This is a genomic window from Kribbella sp. NPDC051936 (genome assembly GCF_040680955.1).
In the GTDB taxonomy this organism is placed as follows: domain Bacteria; phylum Actinomycetota; class Actinomycetes; order Propionibacteriales; family Kribbellaceae; genus Kribbella.
The window spans coordinates 273,861-288,983 of sequence record NZ_JBFAXS010000012.1; the positions used below are offsets into that span (position 1 = coordinate 273,861).

The 15,123-nt window shown below is 69.1% G+C and carries 15 protein-coding genes; 5 read left to right on the plus strand and 10 right to left on the minus strand.

Annotated elements, in window-relative coordinates; translation table 11 throughout:
• Window positions 1-5: 5 nt before the first annotated feature.
• From kdpB to kdpF, 3 genes are all read right to left on the minus strand, one after another.
• Window positions 6-2,021: a potassium-transporting ATPase subunit KdpB gene (kdpB, locus tag AB0L64_RS37325; protein WP_363717715.1), complete on the minus strand. Its 2,016-nt coding sequence runs from the start codon at window positions 2,019-2,021 to the stop codon at window positions 6-8.
• A 62-nt stretch (window positions 2,022-2,083) separates the two neighbouring features.
• The gene (gene kdpA, locus AB0L64_RS37330; protein WP_363717698.1) at window positions 2,084-3,745 is read right to left on the minus strand and encodes a potassium-transporting ATPase subunit KdpA; all 1,662 of its coding nucleotides are present in this window, start codon (window positions 3,743-3,745) and stop codon (window positions 2,084-2,086) included.
• Window positions 3,745-3,834 (minus strand): K(+)-transporting ATPase subunit F, encoded by a 90-nt coding sequence (kdpF, locus tag AB0L64_RS37335; RefSeq protein WP_137256202.1) that lies wholly within the window; start codon window positions 3,832-3,834, stop codon window positions 3,745-3,747. The genes kdpA and kdpF overlap by 1 nt, the downstream gene beginning before the upstream one ends.
• Before the next feature lie 248 nt (window positions 3,835-4,082).
• Between kdpF and AB0L64_RS37340 the strand changes: the two genes are divergently transcribed.
• Window positions 4,083-4,703, plus strand: coding sequence for a hypothetical protein (locus tag AB0L64_RS37340; protein WP_355695425.1), 621 nt, complete (start codon window positions 4,083-4,085; stop codon window positions 4,701-4,703).
• Here the strand turns inward: AB0L64_RS37340 and AB0L64_RS37345 are convergent.
• The gene (locus AB0L64_RS37345; protein WP_363717699.1) at window positions 4,700-5,506 is read right to left on the minus strand and encodes a PhzF family phenazine biosynthesis protein; all 807 of its coding nucleotides are present in this window, start codon (window positions 5,504-5,506) and stop codon (window positions 4,700-4,702) included. The two genes, AB0L64_RS37340 and AB0L64_RS37345, sit on opposite strands and share 4 nt — an antisense overlap.
• 129 nt (window positions 5,507-5,635) lie before the next feature.
• Between AB0L64_RS37345 and AB0L64_RS37350 the strand changes: the two genes are divergently transcribed.
• The gene (locus AB0L64_RS37350) at window positions 5,636-6,730 is read left to right on the plus strand and encodes a TIGR03118 family protein (protein ID WP_363717700.1); all 1,095 of its coding nucleotides are present in this window, start codon (window positions 5,636-5,638) and stop codon (window positions 6,728-6,730) included.
• Here AB0L64_RS37350 and AB0L64_RS37355 read toward each other — a convergent pair.
• Entirely contained in the window at window positions 6,720-7,598 is an 879-nt protein-coding gene (locus tag AB0L64_RS37355) for a bifunctional helix-turn-helix transcriptional regulator/GNAT family N-acetyltransferase (RefSeq protein ID WP_363717701.1), read from the minus strand. The two genes, AB0L64_RS37350 and AB0L64_RS37355, sit on opposite strands and share 11 nt — an antisense overlap.
• Before the next feature lie 13 nt (window positions 7,599-7,611).
• Window positions 7,612-8,406 carry a class I SAM-dependent methyltransferase gene (locus AB0L64_RS37360; RefSeq protein WP_363717702.1) on the minus strand — a complete coding sequence of 265 codons (795 nt, stop codon included), beginning with the start codon at window positions 8,404-8,406 and terminating at the stop codon, window positions 7,612-7,614.
• A 74-nt stretch (window positions 8,407-8,480) separates the two neighbouring features.
• On the opposite strand from AB0L64_RS37360, the gene AB0L64_RS37365 reads away from it, so the two are divergent.
• Window positions 8,481-9,095, plus strand: a complete 615-nt coding sequence (locus AB0L64_RS37365) for a WHG domain-containing protein (RefSeq protein WP_363717703.1) — start codon at window positions 8,481-8,483, stop codon at window positions 9,093-9,095.
• 45 nt (window positions 9,096-9,140) lie between these two features.
• Here AB0L64_RS37365 and AB0L64_RS37370 read toward each other — a convergent pair whose 3' ends face one another.
• Window positions 9,141-9,701: a cysteine dioxygenase family protein gene (locus tag AB0L64_RS37370; RefSeq protein WP_363717704.1), complete on the minus strand. Its 561-nt coding sequence runs from the start codon at window positions 9,699-9,701 to the stop codon at window positions 9,141-9,143.
• A complete protein-coding gene (locus tag AB0L64_RS37375; protein WP_363717705.1) occupies window positions 9,698-10,597 on the minus strand; it encodes an amidohydrolase family protein in 900 nt (299 codons plus the stop codon). Before AB0L64_RS37375 ends, AB0L64_RS37370 begins: the two co-directional genes overlap by 4 nt.
• A gap of 328 nt (window positions 10,598-10,925) precedes the next feature.
• Here AB0L64_RS37375 and AB0L64_RS37380 point away from each other — a divergent pair, with 328 nt between their 5' ends.
• Window positions 10,926-11,933 carry a LacI family DNA-binding transcriptional regulator gene (locus AB0L64_RS37380; protein WP_363717706.1) on the plus strand — a complete coding sequence of 336 codons (1,008 nt, stop codon included), beginning with the start codon at window positions 10,926-10,928 and terminating at the stop codon, window positions 11,931-11,933.
• Window positions 11,934-12,070: 137 nt separating this feature from the next.
• Here the strand turns inward: AB0L64_RS37380 and AB0L64_RS37385 are convergent, their stop codons facing one another.
• Together AB0L64_RS37385 and AB0L64_RS37390 are read right to left on the minus strand one after the other, a co-directional pair.
• Window positions 12,071-12,871 carry an SDR family NAD(P)-dependent oxidoreductase gene (locus tag AB0L64_RS37385; RefSeq protein WP_363717707.1) on the minus strand — a complete coding sequence of 267 codons (801 nt, stop codon included), beginning with the start codon at window positions 12,869-12,871 and terminating at the stop codon, window positions 12,071-12,073.
• A 40-nt stretch (window positions 12,872-12,911) separates the two neighbouring features.
• The gene (locus tag AB0L64_RS37390) at window positions 12,912-13,739 is read right to left on the minus strand and encodes an SDR family NAD(P)-dependent oxidoreductase (protein WP_363717708.1); all 828 of its coding nucleotides are present in this window, start codon (window positions 13,737-13,739) and stop codon (window positions 12,912-12,914) included.
• Window positions 13,740-13,847: 108 nt separating this feature from the next.
• Here AB0L64_RS37390 and AB0L64_RS37395 point away from each other — a divergent pair, with 108 nt between their 5' ends.
• Complete coding sequence (locus AB0L64_RS37395; protein ID WP_363717709.1) at window positions 13,848-14,384, plus strand: PadR family transcriptional regulator; 537 nt, start codon at window positions 13,848-13,850, stop codon at window positions 14,382-14,384.
• The last annotated feature ends 739 nt before the right edge of the window (window positions 14,385-15,123 follow it).

Genomic DNA, 15,123 nt, shown 5'->3' on the forward strand with positions numbered 1-15,123 from the left:
ACCTTTCAGCGGAGACCGGGGATCAGCGAAATCACCAGGTCGAGGAGCTTGATCCCGACGAACGGGCTGATCAGGCCGCCGACGCCGTACACCAGCAGGTTGCGGCGCAGCATCGCCGACGCCGACGACGGCCGGTACCGGACGCCGCGCAGCGCCAGCGGCACCAGCAGCACGATGATGAGGGCGTTGAACACGATCGCCGACACGATCGCCGACTGCGGCGAGTGCAGGCCCATGATGTTCAGCTTGTCCAACCCGGGGTACGCGGCCGCGAACAGGGCCGGCAGGATCGCGAAGTACTTCGCCACGTCGTTCGCGATCGAGAACGTCGTCAGTGAACCGCGGGTGATCAGCAACTGCTTGCCGATCTCGACGATCTCGATCAGCTTGGTCGGGTTCGAGTCGAGGTCGACCATGTTGCCGGCCTCCTTGGCAGCCGACGTACCGCTGTTCATCGCCACGCCGACATCGGCCTGCGCCAGCGCCGGAGCGTCGTTGGTGCCGTCACCGGTCATCGCGACCAGGCGACCGCCCTCCTGCTCCTTCTTGATCAGCGCCATCTTGTCCTCGGGCGTCGCCTCGGCCAGGAAGTCGTCGACCCCGGCCTCGTCGGCGATCGCCTTCGCGGTCAGCGCATTGTCGCCGGTGATCATCACGGTCCGGATACCCATCCGGCGCATCTCGTCGAAGCGCTCCCGCATCCCTTCCTTGACGACGTCCTTGAGGTGGATGACACCGAGCGCGCGAGCCTTCCCGTCGATGCTCTCGGCAACGACCAGCGGAGTCCCGCCGGAGGCCGAGATGCCGTCGACGATCTCGCCGAGCCGCGGATCCGTCGTAGCGCCGTGCTGACCGATCCAGTTGTTCACCGCGCCCGCGGCACCCTTTCGGACCTGCCGGCCGTCGACGTCCACGCCGCTCATCCGGGTCTGCGCGGTGAACTCCACGAAGGTTGCATGCGGCAACTCTCCGGTGTGGCGCTCACGCAGCCCGTAGCCCGTCTTCGCGAGTACGACGATCGATCGGCCCTCCGGCGTCTCGTCGGCGAGGCTGGACAGCTGCGCCGCGTCGGCCAACTCGGTGTCGGACACGCCGTCCACCGGGATGAACTCTGACGCCTGCCGGTTGCCCAGCGTGATCGTGCCGGTCTTGTCCAGCAGCAGCGTGTTCACATCCCCCGCCGCCTCGACCGCACGACCCGACATCGCCAGCACATTGCGCTGCACCAGCCGATCCATACCCGCGATCCCGATCGCGGACAGCAGCGCGCCGATCGTGGTCGGAATCAGGCAGACCAGCAGCGCCACCAGAATCACCAGGCTCAGATCAGTGTGCGCATAGTTCGCGAACGTCGGCAGCGTCGCCGTCGCGATCAGGAACACGATCGTCAGGCTCGCCAGCAGGATGTTCAGCGCGATCTCGTTCGGCGTCTTCTGCCGCGACGCGCCCTCGACGAGCGCGATCATCCGGTCGATGAAGCTCTCACCGGGCCGGGTGGTGATCTTGACGACGATCCGGTCCGAGAGCACCTTCGTACCGCCGGTGACCGCGCTCCGGTCGCCGCCGGATTCGCGGATGACCGGCGCCGACTCGCCGGTGATCGCCGATTCGTCGACCGACGCGACACCTTCGACGACGTCACCGTCGCCGGGGATGATCTGGCCGGCCTCGACCACGACCAGGTCGCCGAGTCCCAGCTGGGTGGCCGGTACCTGTTCCTCGCCGCCGTCCGCGGTCAGGCGGCGCGCGGTGGTCTCGGTCTTGGCCCGGCGCAGCGTCTCGGCCTGGGCCTTGCCCCGGCCTTCGGCGACCGCCTCCGCGAGGTTCGCGAAGATCACGGTCAGCCAGAGCCAGACCACGATCCACCAGACGAACACGCTGGAGTCGGTGACGGCGAAGATCGTCGACGCGACGGCCCCGACCTCGACCACGAACATCACCGGGTTCCGCACCATCACCCGCGGGTCGAGCTTGCGGAGCGCGTCCGGCAGTGAGGTGAGCAGCATCTTCGGGTCGAACAGGCCCGAGGGCGCCTTCTTGGTGGTTGCCGCCGGTTTCGGGACGGGCGGCGTCGTCAGCGTGGTCACAGTCCCTCCGCGAGGGGTCCAAGAGTCAGAGCGGGGAAGTAGGTCAGGCCGGTCACGATCACGACGACACCGACGAGCATCGTCACGAACAGGGCCTTGTGGGTGGGCAGCGTGCCCTGGGTCACCGGCACCGGCTGTTGCTGGGCGAGCGACCCGGCCAGGGCCAGCGCCAGCACGATCGGTACGAACCGGCCGAGGAGCATCACCAGGCCGAGCGCGGTGTTGTAGAACGGGATGTTCCCGCTCAGGCCCGCGAACGCGCTGCCGTTGTTGTTACCGGCCGACGTGAACGCGTACAGCACCTCGGAGAACCCGTGCGGGCTGTCGGTGTTGAGGATCGAGGCCCGCGCTGCCGCGAGGCCCATCGCGAGCGAGGCGCCGACGAGGACGACGGTCGGCGTCGCCAGGATGTACATCGAGACCAGCTTCATCTCGCGGGCGGTGATCTTCTTCTTCAGGTACTCCGGGGTGCGCCCGACCATCAGGCCGGCGACGAACACGGTGAGGATCGCCAGGATCAGCATCCCGTACAACCCGGTGCCGGTGCCGCCGGGCGACACCTCGCCGAGCATCATGTGGAACAGCGCCGTGCCGCCGCCGAGGGGCGTGAAGGAGTCGTGCATCGAGTTCACCGCGCCGGTCGACGTACCGGTCGTCGAGGTCGCGAACAGCGCCGACGCCCACTCGCCGAACCGGGTCTCCTTGCCCTCCATCGCCGCGCCCGCGGCCTGGGTCGCCGTACCGGCTCCCTGGGTCTCGAAGAACGTCGCGGAGAACGTGAAGGCGGCCCAGAGCGTGCCCATCACGCCGAGGATCGCGTACCCCTGCCGCTTGTCCTTCACCATCAGTCCGAAGGTCCGGGTGATGCAGACCGGGATGACCAGCAGCAGGAAGATCTCGAACAGGTTGGACAACGGGTTCGGGTTCTCGAACGGGTGCGACGAGTTGGCGTTGTAGTAGCCGCCGCCGTTGGTGCCGAGCTCCTTGATGACCTCCTGGCTGGCCACCGGCCCGCCCGGGAGGTGCTGGCCCTGGCCGACCACCGAGGTGACCTCGTGCCCGCCGGAGAAGTTCTGGACGACACCCATGGCGACCAGCACCAGGGTGCCGACGACCGCGATCGGCAGCAGGATCCGCAGCGTGGTCCGGGTCAGGTCGACCCAGAAGTTGCCGAGCCGGTCGGTCTTCGCGCGGGCGAACCCGCGGATCAGCGCGACCGCGACGACCATGCCGACGGCCGCCGACAGGAAGTTCTGGACGGCGAGACCGGCGAACTGGACCAGGTGGCCCAGGACCGCCTCGGGCACGTAGTTCTGCCAGTTGGTGTTCGAGACGAAGGACGCGGCGGTGTTGAATGCCAGTCCGGACTCGACGTTCGGCAAGCCGAGCGACAGCGGCAGCCAGTGCTGCAGACGCTGGAGCAGGTAGAGCAGGACAACGCTGACCGCGGAGAACGCGAGCAGCGACCGGGCGTAGACGGCCCAGGTCTGGTCGGCCTTCGAGTCGACGCCGAACAGCTTGTACGTCGCCCGCTCCACCCGCAGGTCCTTGTCGGAGGTGTAGACGCGAGCCATGTACCCGCCCAGCGGCCGGTAGACGGCCGCCAGGCACAGGATCAGGAGGCCGACCTGCAACAGGCCGGCCGCGGTGTCGGACATCAGAACCTCTCGGGGAAGATCAGGGCGGCGATCAGATAGAGGACCAGAGCAGCGGCCACGACCAGGCCGGCAATGTTCTCGGCGCTCACAATTTCTCCACTCCGCGCAGCGCGGACCAGACGGCCGCGAACACGACGACGATGAGTGCGAGGTAGACGACGTCACCCATGACGGCGACACCTCACGACGAATGTGCTCATGGGTTCAACTGGACACCGCTAGCTGCCCGGTCAGGAGGGTTCTCGCAGGGCTCTCACACCCGCTGACACAGCTCTCACAGGCTTCTCACATACTTACGCCTGGCATTCCCACCGACAGACAAGGGAAGAACACACACGTGACTGAACTGGACACGCCCGCCACCGCCGAGCAGTTCTTCTCCGCGGAGACCCGGACCGCGCTCGCCGAGGCGAGCCGCAAGCTCGCCGAGCGGCTCCAGGCACACACCGACGCCCTGCTCGCGATGACGGGCGACGAGGACCACACCACGCTGTTCGAGCACAACGCCGCGCTCGAGGGCGTGGTCGAGGACTGGAACGACGCGGTCTTCGAGCACACCGGTACGGCGCCGCTGCTGCTGGACGACGCGGTCGACGACGAGGACGAGGAGGTCGAGCAGGACCAGGTGATCAGCGTCGTCTCGCGGTTCGACCTGCGCGTGGTCGACCTGGACGCGCTGCTGGAGGCCGGTCGCGCCGCGCAGGAGCGGCACCCGGCCGAGCTGGACGAGTCCGGCGACCGGGAGCCGGTCGACTCCGCCGAGCAGGCGATCTACGAGATCAGCCGTGAGGTCGGCGAGGCCTGGTTCGAGCTGCCCGGTATCGAGATGGTCGCCGGCGCCCGGGCGTACGTCGTACCCGAGCCGCCGTTCGAGCCGCTCGACGCGGACGCCGAGGACGTCGTCACCGAGCTGATCGCCCCGAACGGCGTGGCCACCCACGCCGAGACCTGGGCCTAGACCAGCAGTTCACCGTCCAGCACCGTGACGGCCCGGCCCTTCAGGTAGACGCGGTCGCCCGACGGCACCACCTGGACGACACCGCCTCGGGCGGACGCCTGGTAGCCCACCAGTTCGTCCCGCCCGAGGCGCTCGGCCCAGTACGGCGCCAGGCTGGTGTGTGCACTCCCCGTCACCGGATCCTCCGGGATCCCGCTCGCGGGCGCGAAGAAGCGCGACACGAAGTCGTACTCCGTCCCCTGCGCGGTCACGATCAGTCCGCGCAGGTTCCCGCGCCGGGTGATCCCGGCGATCGCGTCGTAGTCGGGTACGCCCGCGAGCACCGTCGCCTCGTCCTGGACGACGACCAGCAGGTCACGGAGCTCGCCGGTGACGTAGACCTGCTGCGGCTCGACCGCGAGCGCGGCGGCCAGCCCGTCCGGCACCGGCTCCTCGATCGGCCGGTTCACCGGGAAGTCCAGCGTGATCCCGTCGTCGGCGACGTCCGCCAGCAGCACCCCGCTCAGCGTCGCGAACGAGGTTTTCCCGGACACCTTCCCGTCCGCGGCCAGCACGTGGGCCGTCGCCAGCGTCGCGTGCCCGCAGAGCACCACTTCCTTGGTCGGCGTGAACCAGCGCAGGTCCCACTCCGCCTCGGCGCCCGCCGACGGGCGGACGAACGCGGTCTCCGCGTGCTTCATCTCGGCGGCCACGGACCGCATCCAGCCCTCGTCGGGCCAGTCCCCGGCCTCGAGCACACAGACCCCGGCCGGGTTCCCGGTGAAGGGCCGGTCGGCGAACGCATCAACCACGCGGATCCTCATACCCTCGACGCTAACGATTCCGGCGGTATCCGTTCCATAACCACTTTTCGGTCGAGTGGCCTTGAACCGCATCGCCGATCCAGGCGTATCGAAGGGTGTCCCGCACACACCTATCGAGGGGGAAGTGTCATGTCACTGCGCTCGAAAGGCCGGCCACTCGCGGTCGCGACCGCGCTGGTCAGCGGTCTTGCGCTGATCGCCCCGGCCACGGCCGACGCACACCGGTCCCATTCGCCACTCGTCGTACAGCAGGTGAACCTGGTCTCCGACCAGGCCGGCAAAGCCGCACTCCAGGACGCCGACCTCGTCAACCCGTGGGGTCTGTCGCTCGGCGCGACCACCCCGCTGTGGTCGTCGAACAACGGTACGTCGTCATCCACGCTCTACTCGTCCGCACCGGGTTCCAGCACCGCGACCAAGGTGCCCACAGTCCGGGTGACCCTGCCGGCGCCGACCGGGCAGGTGTCCAACCCGGGCACCGGCTTCGTGCTCAGCAACGGCACCACCAGCGCGCCGGCCCGGTTCATCTTCGCCACCGAAACCGGTCAGATCGCCGCCTGGAGCCCCCAGGTCGACGCGTTGATCGGCCCGGCCGAGATCAAAGCCACGACGCCCGGGGCGGTCTACAAGGGGCTGGCGCTCGCGACAACCAGATCAGGGGACCGGTTGTACGCCGCCAACTTCGCGCAGAAGCGGATCGACGTGTTCGACAGCTCGTTCCACCCGGTGAGGCTGCCGCGCTGGGCGTTCCGCGACGTCCGGCTGCCCCGGGGCTACGCACCCTTCAACGTGCAAACGCTGAACGGGCGGATCTTCGTCACCTACGCGCTGCTCGACCCCAAGACGAACGACGAGATCGCCGGGCCGGGCCGCGGGTTCGTCGACGTCTACACGGTCGGCGGCAGGCTGATCACCCGCGTCGCGTCCCGCGGCACACTGAACGCCCCGTGGGGTCTCGCGCTGGCCCCCGCCGCCTGGGGTCTGCCTGCCGGCACGCTGTTCGTCGGCAACTTCGGCGACGGGCACATCAGCGTGTTCCGCCCGTCGTACGGCCGTTATCACTTCGCCGGCCAACTGCGTGGCAGCAACGGCAAGACGCTGGCGATCGACGGCCTCTGGGCTCTCCTTCAGGGCACCGCCACGACCGGGGGCACCGACGTCCTGTGGTTCTCCGCGGGCCCCGACGACGAGTCCCACGGCCTCCTCGGTCAACTCAGGCGTTGAGAGCTTTCTCGAACCAGTGGTGGGCGTAAGGCTCGGCGTTGAAGGCCGGAACCTCCTGGTAACCAGCTGACCGGTAGAGCGCGATGGCTTCGGTCAGGTTGCGGTTGGTCTCCAGACGTACGGCGGGTGCGCGGTGCGCAGCCGCCGTACGTTCGAGCTCGGCCAGCAGGCGGCGGCCGAGCCCGAGGCCTCGTGCGTCCGGCGAGACCCACATGCGCTTGATCTCGGCCGGTTCGTCGCCGTGCAGCTTCAGTGCACCGCAGCCGACCGGCTCTCCGTGAAGTGTTGCCAGCAGCAACAAACCCGCAGGCGGTGTGAGCTCGGCGTTGTCCGCCGAGATGCTGCGCGCCGGGTCGAAGCCGGCGTCGAAGCGTCGCCCGAGCTCGGCGAAGTACTCCGCCAAGCAGTACTGCGCCGCCGGCAGCCGCGGGTCCACCAGCTCGACCCGCACCATCGACGCCGTGAGCAACCGCGTGACGTCGTCCATCGCCGCGATCAACCGCTCCCGCTGCCCCTCGCTCAGGGGCTCCAGAATCGCGGCGGCGAGCTCGTCGGAGCGTGCGTCCAGCACCCGCCGCTCAGCGAGGCCGTCCGAGGTCAACCGCGCCATCCGGACCCGCCCATCCGCCGCGCCGGGCTCGACCCGGACCAGTCCGGCGCGTTCGAGCGAGCGCAGCAACCGGCTCACGTACCCGGAGTCGAGATCGAGCCGGGCGCGCAACGAACGCACGTCACACCCGTCCGGCCCGATCTCCCACAGCAACCGGTCCTCCCCGAGCGGCCGGCCGCGCGCGAGGTAGTCCTCCTGCAAGGCCCCGACCCGCTGCGTCACCAACCGGTTGAACCGACGTACCTCCGTCACACCCATTCTCTGACTTTAGTCAGGTATTTCTTCGGGCGACAGCTTGGATCGCCCGGACGCGGCCGTCGGTCAGTGCGGCGGTCAGGTTCTCGAGGCGCATTCGGAAGTCGGGGACGAACGCCTGCAGCCCGAGCGGGGCGGGCGGGAGCGACTGGATCGTTTGCATCAGGGGTGCGATCGTCTCGGTCAGATCCGCCCAGTGCTCGACGGCGAGTCCCGCGGTTTCGAGGACCTTGCGCAGCTCGTCCGGTGCGGCGAGGTGGGAGTGCTCGACTCCGTCGGCCCACGGCATCGGGTAGTCGAGCTCGCGCCCGTCGCCGGCTGTGATGTCCCACAGCGCCAATCGACCGCCGACCCGTAGGACGCGCCGCGCTTCATGGTAGAGACGACGCTTGTCGGCCACGTTCATCTGGACGTGCTGGCTGAACACCACGTCGAACTTCGAGTCGTCATACGGCAGCGCGGTCACATCTGCCTGTCGTACGTCGATCCTGTCGTCGAGGCCGACCAGGCGGTTGAGCCATGCGGCGATCTCGCAGTACTCGTCCGACAGGTCGACGGCCGTCACGGCACAGCCGAAGCTCGACGCGACGTATCGCGCCGTGCCGCCGATGCCGGCACCCGCATCCAGCACCGCGCTGGTCTCGGTGATGCCGATCAGATCGGCCAGCTGGACGGTCGCGAGCCGTCCGCCGGTGTGATAGTCCTCCAGCAGCGCGAGATCCTCGGCGCGCAAGCCGTCCAGATCTTTGCCTGCGGCAACCAGCGCCTGTTCGATGCCTCGCCGGGCCGCGCCCGTCCGGTACGGAATCATGGTCTCTCCCTTTGTGGACACTGTCCACATTAGCTCAACTTAGTGGACAGTGTCCACATTGTTATCCTGAGCCGGTGAACGACCCCGAAGCAGCACTCCCGCGACGACGGCGCCCGCGCGGCGACGTCCGCGCCGGCCTGGTCGCCGCCGGTCTCGAGCTCGCGCGGACCGGGGGTCCGGACGCCGTGGTACTGCGGGAGGCGACGCGGATCGTCGGCGTCGTACCGAACGCGGCGTACCGGCATTTCGCCGATCGGGACGAACTGCTCGCCGAGGTGTGCAGCGCGGCGATGAACGCGCTGGCCGAGCGGATGACCGCGGGAATCGGCCGGGTCCGCGGCGGGGCCGGCGCGGCGCAACGCCGGCTGGCCGCGATCGGGACGGCGTATCTCGAGTTCGCTCGCGAGGAGCCCGGCCTGTTCGCGACGGCGTTCGCGGTCCCACAGCAGCATGGCTACGACGAGCGGAACGGGACTCCTCTGGGCCTGCTCCGCGACGCGCTCGACGAGCTGGTAGCGGCGGGCGTCCTCGATCGGCAGCGACGCGAGGGCATCGAGTACCCGATCTGGTCGATCGTTCACGGCACGGCTGTCCTCACCGGCCAGGGACCGCTCCGCGATGCGCCCGCGGCCGAGCTCCGCCGGATCGAGGCTCGGACGCTGGCGTTCATCAACAACAGCCTCACCTGAACGAGGCCGGACCCAGCTGGGCCCGGCCTCGGCGTTCTGTTCTTGTCAGTCGATGGGGCGGAGCTCGTCGGCGTACGAAACGGAGACCCTGCGCAGTACGCCGTCCTTCACCGAATACTGCCCCATCCGCCACAGCGGCGGGCTGTAGGCGTGCACCGTGACGCTGCCCTTGTCGAGGCCGGTCAGGCGGTGGATGTGGTCGGGGCCGAAGCCGTACACGTCACCGGCCTCCACCTCGGTCTCGATCGAGTCGGTGCCGATCGCGAGGTTGTGCTCGACGAGCTTGCCGCGGGCGACGGCGACCGCACCGGAGGAGACGTCGTGGTCGTGCCAGCCGGTGTCGTTCACGGGGGTCCAGCAGATCAACCACACGTCGACGTTCGCGTCCCGGTGCAGCGAGGCGAAGACCCGCTCCTCGTCGCTGTACGCGACCTGGTCCTCCCACAGATGCGGCTGCGCGGCGATGGACGCGGCCAGCTCGGCCAACTCCGCGGGCGTCAGGTCACGGCCCGGAAGGTTGTCCAGCGACAAACAGTTGTTGAGCTCCACGAGCCGGCTGGCCTGGCGCGCCGGGACGTCGGGTACGTCGATTGGCTGGGCAGTCACTGCACTCCCCTCTCAGGAGATGTCCGGCTGCCGAACATCAGCCGGTGCGGATTGTCGTGGCGGATCACCGCGGTCGCGGCGTCGCCCTGGCGGAGGTCGGCGGCGTCGGCGTACGGCCGGTCGGTGCCGTGCACCACCTGGTCGATGCCGAGCACTCGCGCGACCGCGTCGATCCCCTGCGGGCCGTAGCTCGAGGTGTCGACGTACAGATTCGGGTCGATGGTGCCGAGCCGACCGCCGCGGGCGGTCAGCCGTTCATGGTGCACCGGCGCGAGGCCAGCCGCGGCGACGAAGCACAGCCGCAGCTTGGGGAACTCCCGTCGCCCACCGAACGCGTGCCACGCCCACCACGCGGCCTGCAGCTGTGCGGTGTAGTCGACGACCGGCGCCCACCAACCTGGCGCATCGGTCGATCGCGCCTTGCCGGGGTGCACGAGGATCGGCTTGTTCTTGCGCTCGGCGGCGCGCAGCAACTCGCCCTGCACCTCCCAGCCACTCGGGGTGGTGAGCACGTGCGCAGGCAGCTGAAGTCCCAGGAATCCCTTGTCCAGCAGGGCTTCCAGCCCTTTCACATCAGCGTCTCGCAGGTCGGCGGACGCCCATGCGCGGAACGGCTCGGAGAACTCCGCGGCGCCGTCGTGCCAGGCTTGGAGGAGTTCCGCGTCGCCCAGCTCCTCGACACCGAGCGGGCTCGACAGCGACACGGCAGCCAGCGCCGTACCGGCGTCCTGCTCGATCGCGACCCGCTTGCCGAACTCATGCGCGGCCGGATCCACCTCGTACGGCGCCTCGGTCGCACAGTGCAGCGTCCACCCGTCGAGGTACGGCGGCTCACGACGGGCCCGCAGCCGATCCACGAACGCCTCCGGCCAGAGGTGCTGATGAACGTCGATCATCGGACCCTCCTCACGCCGGTTTGATCAGATTGAAGCGCTTCAGTACGACTAGAGTGAAGCGCTTCAAAGCACCGCCTGTCAAGTCCCGCCCCCACCCGCCGGACACCAACCACCCCATCCCCGTCACCGCTGCACCCACCGCCCCACCATCCGCCCGGCTGGCCGCTCGCCCCCCGGCGGCCGCCCGACCGTTCGAGTGGTCAACCCTCGAGGTTGCCCGTTCCCCCACCGGCATGACACCTGCCAACCGGCGAGCTGAGGGGTGAACCTCGGGGCCGGTCGGCGTCGTCGTCTGGATTTGTCCGTGGCTGCGGCTAGGGTCGTGGACATGTCCGGAACCGGCCGGAGGCCAACCCTCAAGGACATCGCCGCCGAGACCGGGCTCTCGATGGCCGCAGTGTCCTACGCACTGCGCGGTCTGCACGGCACACCCGAGACCCGCCAGCGAGTCCAGGACGCCGCCGAGCGCCTCGGCTACCAGGCCGACCCCGTGGCCCGCGCGCTCGCCTCGGGCCGCAGCGGCTCGATCGGCGTACTGTGCGCCTCCCTCGAAGACCTCTGGCAGCAACGCGTCGCCGCCGCCCTCGGCCGCGAGCTCCTGGCGCCGGACCGGAACGCCTGGATCATCGACTCCGCCGGTGACGCCGGCCGCCAGCTCGAGCTCGCCCAGCACCTGGTCGACCATCGCGCCGACGCGATCGTGGTGATCCCGATCGATCCGGCCGCGAAGGCCTGGGCCGAGATCGCCCGGGAGGTCCCGGTGATCGCGATCGGCGACGAACTGCCCGGCGCGAAAGCGAAGTCCGAGGTGATCCTCGACAACGAGACCGGCGTGACCACAGCCCTGCGCCGCCTCGCCGACGCCGGCCACCGCGACATCGCCGTCCTGAGCCCGACCCGGCGCCTCGAGGTCGAGCGCCCCGCCGAGGTGATCGCGCAGCGAGTGGCCATCGACCTCGGCCTGAAGCTCCGCCTGCTGCAGTGCCCGCACGACCTGACCGGCGCGACCGACGTCGCCCGCGCCTTGCTCGCAGACGACAGCCGCCCGACCGGCATCCTCGCCCTCGCCGATTCGATGGCCTTCGGCGTGTACGCCGCCAGCCGCGAACTCGGCCTGCGCATCCCGAAGGACCTGTCCCTGCTCGGCTACGACGACCAGCCGATGTCCCAGCTCCTCACGCCACCCCTGTCGACCTTCCACTGGCCCCTCGACGACCTGGTCACCCACGTCGTCTCCCGCGTAACCTCCGCAGTCGACACCAACCGCCGAGTCCGCCGCACCACCCTCACCCCGGCCCTGATCGAACGCGGCTCGGTAGCTGCCCCACCCACCTGAGCAGGGCAGCCACCGATACGCGACAGGTTCCACCCGATCGAAACTAGACTAATTCACTACACTTACTTTTCGTTGTCCATCATCTGGACCATTCCAGCCGCCCCGTCAGCCGAACGCCACGACCAGGCGTCGCCGAGTCAGGCGGTCGCGAGGTGCTCGGTGGTGGACCAGACCCGACGCGCGAGGTCCTCGTCGTACGAGATCGGCGACGAGCGGACTTTGTTGAAGCGGTTGTAGTAGCCCGTCGACGCCTCGGCCGCGGTTGCCAATTGGATGATCGGCTCGGCGCCCTTGTGCGTGGAGAGTGCGAACGCATGGATGGCCGCGACCTGGAGGCGGGGGAACTGCCGGCCGAGGTCTGTCCGGACCATGCCTGGATGTACGGCAACCACGTTCCAGTCAGGACGTCTTCGTTGCAGCTCGTACGTGAACAGCAGGTTGGCGAGCTTGCTCCGGCTGTAGGTGAGGAACGGGTCGAACTCGCCCGGCCCGTCCGCCAGCCGCTCCGGCTCGAGCCGCACCACGCCGCCACGCATCGGCGACCGATGCCCCTCGGAGTTCACGTTCACGATCCGCCCGCCGGGTGGGACCAGCGGCCCGAGCAGCGCGACGGTCCGCCACGGCGCCAGGTGATGTACGGCGAGGTTCAGCTCGACGCCCTCTGCGCTCTCCTGGTACGTCGGTGTCATCACGCCGGCGTTGTTGATCAGTACGTCGATCCGCTCATCCCCCGCCAGGGCGGCCGCGACCTGCTCGACGCCGCCCGACACCGATACATCCGCGGCCATAACTATTGCGTCCGGCAACTTCTTCGCGAGTGCCACCGCACGCGCCGGGTCACGTCCCACCAGGATCAGCCGGTGTCCGTCCGCGGCCAGCCGCTCTGCCACCCGCCGGCCGATTCCCGAGGTCGCACCGATCAGCACAACAGTGCTCATGCGTCAGCCCTCAACCCCGACACCCGGCTCGACGAGGAGTTCACGGTTCGATGCCGTTCAGGCCGACGGCGTTGGTGAGGATGCGATCTCGGAGGCCGGCGGGAAGTTTCGGGAGGATGCCGCCGAGCATGCGGGCCTCGGCTACGGCGTACCTGCGTTTGGGGCGACGGGCTTCGACCGCTCGGACGATGGCTTCGGCGACCTTGTCCACAGGGCCGGGCTCGAAGCGGGCCATCGCCTTCTCGTAGGCGGTCAGGTGTGCCCGATACAACCTGACGCGCGCGGGGTCAGCGTGCTGCATCGCGGCGTCCGCGGCGGCCCCGGCCCGCGCGAAGATCTCCGTCCGGGTGGTTCCGGGTTCGATCAGGACGACTGGGATCTTCCATGGAGCCAACTCGAGCCGGAGCGCGTTCGACATCGCCTCCAGCCCGGCCTTGCTCGCCGACAGCGCCGCGAGCAACGGCATCGCGACCCGCCCGGTCGGCGCACCCACGTTCACGATCCGCCCGCCGGGGCGCAGTAGCGGGAGGAACTCCCTGATCACTGACGCTGGGCCGAGGGTGTTCACCTCCAACTGTCGCCGCCACTCGTCGACCGGGATCAGTTCGAGTGGGCCCTGCACGATCACGCCGGCGTTGTTGATCACCGCCCACAACCGGTCGACCTCCGCCGCGACACGTTTGGCCGCAGCCGCGACGCTCTCCGGATTCGTCACGTCCAACGGCACCACGTGCACGCCTGGCCCGAAGTCGGCTCTTCGGCGGGCCCCGGCGTACACGATGAAGTCCCGGCGGCGCAGCAGCCCGACCGTCGCCCTACCGATGCCGCCGGTCGATCCGGTGACGAGAACCGCCCGTGCCTCTGCCATATCAGCTCCCTTTGAGATGTTCCCTAGGACATGTCCCTTAGTACATGTGCGAGCATGCACCTGTCCGGGGGGACATGTCAAGATGGGCGTCAGCGAAGGAGGCGGAACATGTCACTACGGCACGGGCTGCTCGGGCTGCTGGCCGAAGGGCCGGCCAGTGGCTACGACCTGGCCGGGCGGTTCACCGAGGTGCTCGGTTCGATCTGGCCTGCCCAGCACCCGAAGATCTACGGCGAGCTGAACAAGATGGCCGCCGAGGGACTGGTCGAGGTCGAGAGCGAGGGACCGCGACGACGGAAGGCCTACCGGATCACCGACGCCGGCGTGGTCGAGGTCAGGCGCTGGCTGACCGAGGTCGACGTCGACCACACCATGAGGCTGCAACCGCTGCTGCGATCGCTGTTCTTCTGGATGATGGACCGCGAAGAACTGCAACGGCACCTCGAGGCAGAAGCGCAGTACTACCGCCAACTGGCTGAGCAGTACCGCGACTACGCCGCCCGGAAGGACCGCGGCGAGTTCGGCTACAGCGAACAGACCCAGTCGATGCGCGTCACCATCGAAGCCGGCGTCCGCCTCTACACCGCCCTCGCCGACTGGGCCGACTGGGCCCAAACCGTCCCACCCGCGAAGCCCGCGAAATGAAGTGTGCTTTGTAGGGCGGGTGCAGCCGCCGAGTAGGTGAACTGAGGAGCCCCGCGACGCAGAGGGCACCTGCGGAGTACGCGTGATCTCCCCCGCGCCACCTATCACGATCGCTCACCAAGGGGGTGCCGGCGAAGTAGTCGCTCGCGAGAGCCAGCTCGCACCGAGCCGGCGGCAGCCGACAACTCCGCGGCGCCGGCGGCAGCTCCCAGCGGTAGCCGGAACCCCCTGCGCCAGCCGGAACCCCCTGCGCCAGCCAGAACTCGGGGCTCTAGCCGGAACTCCCGCCGCCACCTGGGAGCTGATGCAGCGCGCCAAGCGGGGGATGGCTGACGCCATACCTGCTCGGACCTGGTGCGCCGGCGAACCGTCACCAGCACGGCGGTCGGCCACCAGCGCAGCGGCACGGCTCGTGCGCCACGTGCCTGGCTGATGGTGTCGCGACCGATGCGGCGGACCTGTCGAGCCCAACCGCCGCCGCAACTGATGCCTCCGACAGCTCTGACGCCGTGGTTCTCGGGATCTCGCCGCACACCCGCCGTGCTGACACCAGCCCTCGGCACCGTCATCCGGCCTCCAGGACCGGCACGCGAGGCGATGGTGCTCTCCCGCGCGTGCAGCAAGCCGCCGGCACGGGCAATGGATGTGCAAAATGTTAAGGGCCACCCCGGTGTGGGGTGGCCCTTAACAGTGTGAATGTCCGGCGGCGTCCTACTCTCCCACGACCTCCCGGTCGCAG

What these genes read in the sequence shown, in the direction of transcription:
- kdpA (WP_363717698.1), bottom strand. Translation starts at nt 3,745, where the DNA reads ATGTCCGACACCGCGGCCGGCCTGTTGCAGGTCGGCCTCCTGATCCTG.
- AB0L64_RS37345 (WP_363717699.1), bottom strand. Translation starts at nt 5,506, where the DNA reads ATGAGGATCCGCGTGGTTGATGCGTTCGCCGACCGGCCCTTCACCGGG.
- AB0L64_RS37350 (WP_363717700.1), top strand. Translation starts at nt 5,636, where the DNA reads ATGTCACTGCGCTCGAAAGGCCGGCCACTCGCGGTCGCGACCGCGCTG.
- AB0L64_RS37355 (WP_363717701.1), bottom strand. Translation starts at nt 7,598, where the DNA reads ATGGGTGTGACGGAGGTACGTCGGTTCAACCGGTTGGTGACGCAGCGG.
- AB0L64_RS37360 (WP_363717702.1), bottom strand. Translation starts at nt 8,406, where the DNA reads ATGATTCCGTACCGGACGGGCGCGGCCCGGCGAGGCATCGAACAGGCG.
- AB0L64_RS37375 (WP_363717705.1), bottom strand. Translation starts at nt 10,597, where the DNA reads ATGATCGACGTTCATCAGCACCTCTGGCCGGAGGCGTTCGTGGATCGG.
- AB0L64_RS37380 (WP_363717706.1), top strand. Translation starts at nt 10,926, where the DNA reads ATGTCCGGAACCGGCCGGAGGCCAACCCTCAAGGACATCGCCGCCGAG.
- AB0L64_RS37385 (WP_363717707.1), bottom strand. Translation starts at nt 12,871, where the DNA reads ATGAGCACTGTTGTGCTGATCGGTGCGACCTCGGGAATCGGCCGGCGG.
- AB0L64_RS37390 (WP_363717708.1), bottom strand. Translation starts at nt 13,739, where the DNA reads ATGGCAGAGGCACGGGCGGTTCTCGTCACCGGATCGACCGGCGGCATC.
- AB0L64_RS37395 (WP_363717709.1), top strand. Translation starts at nt 13,848, where the DNA reads ATGTCACTACGGCACGGGCTGCTCGGGCTGCTGGCCGAAGGGCCGGCC.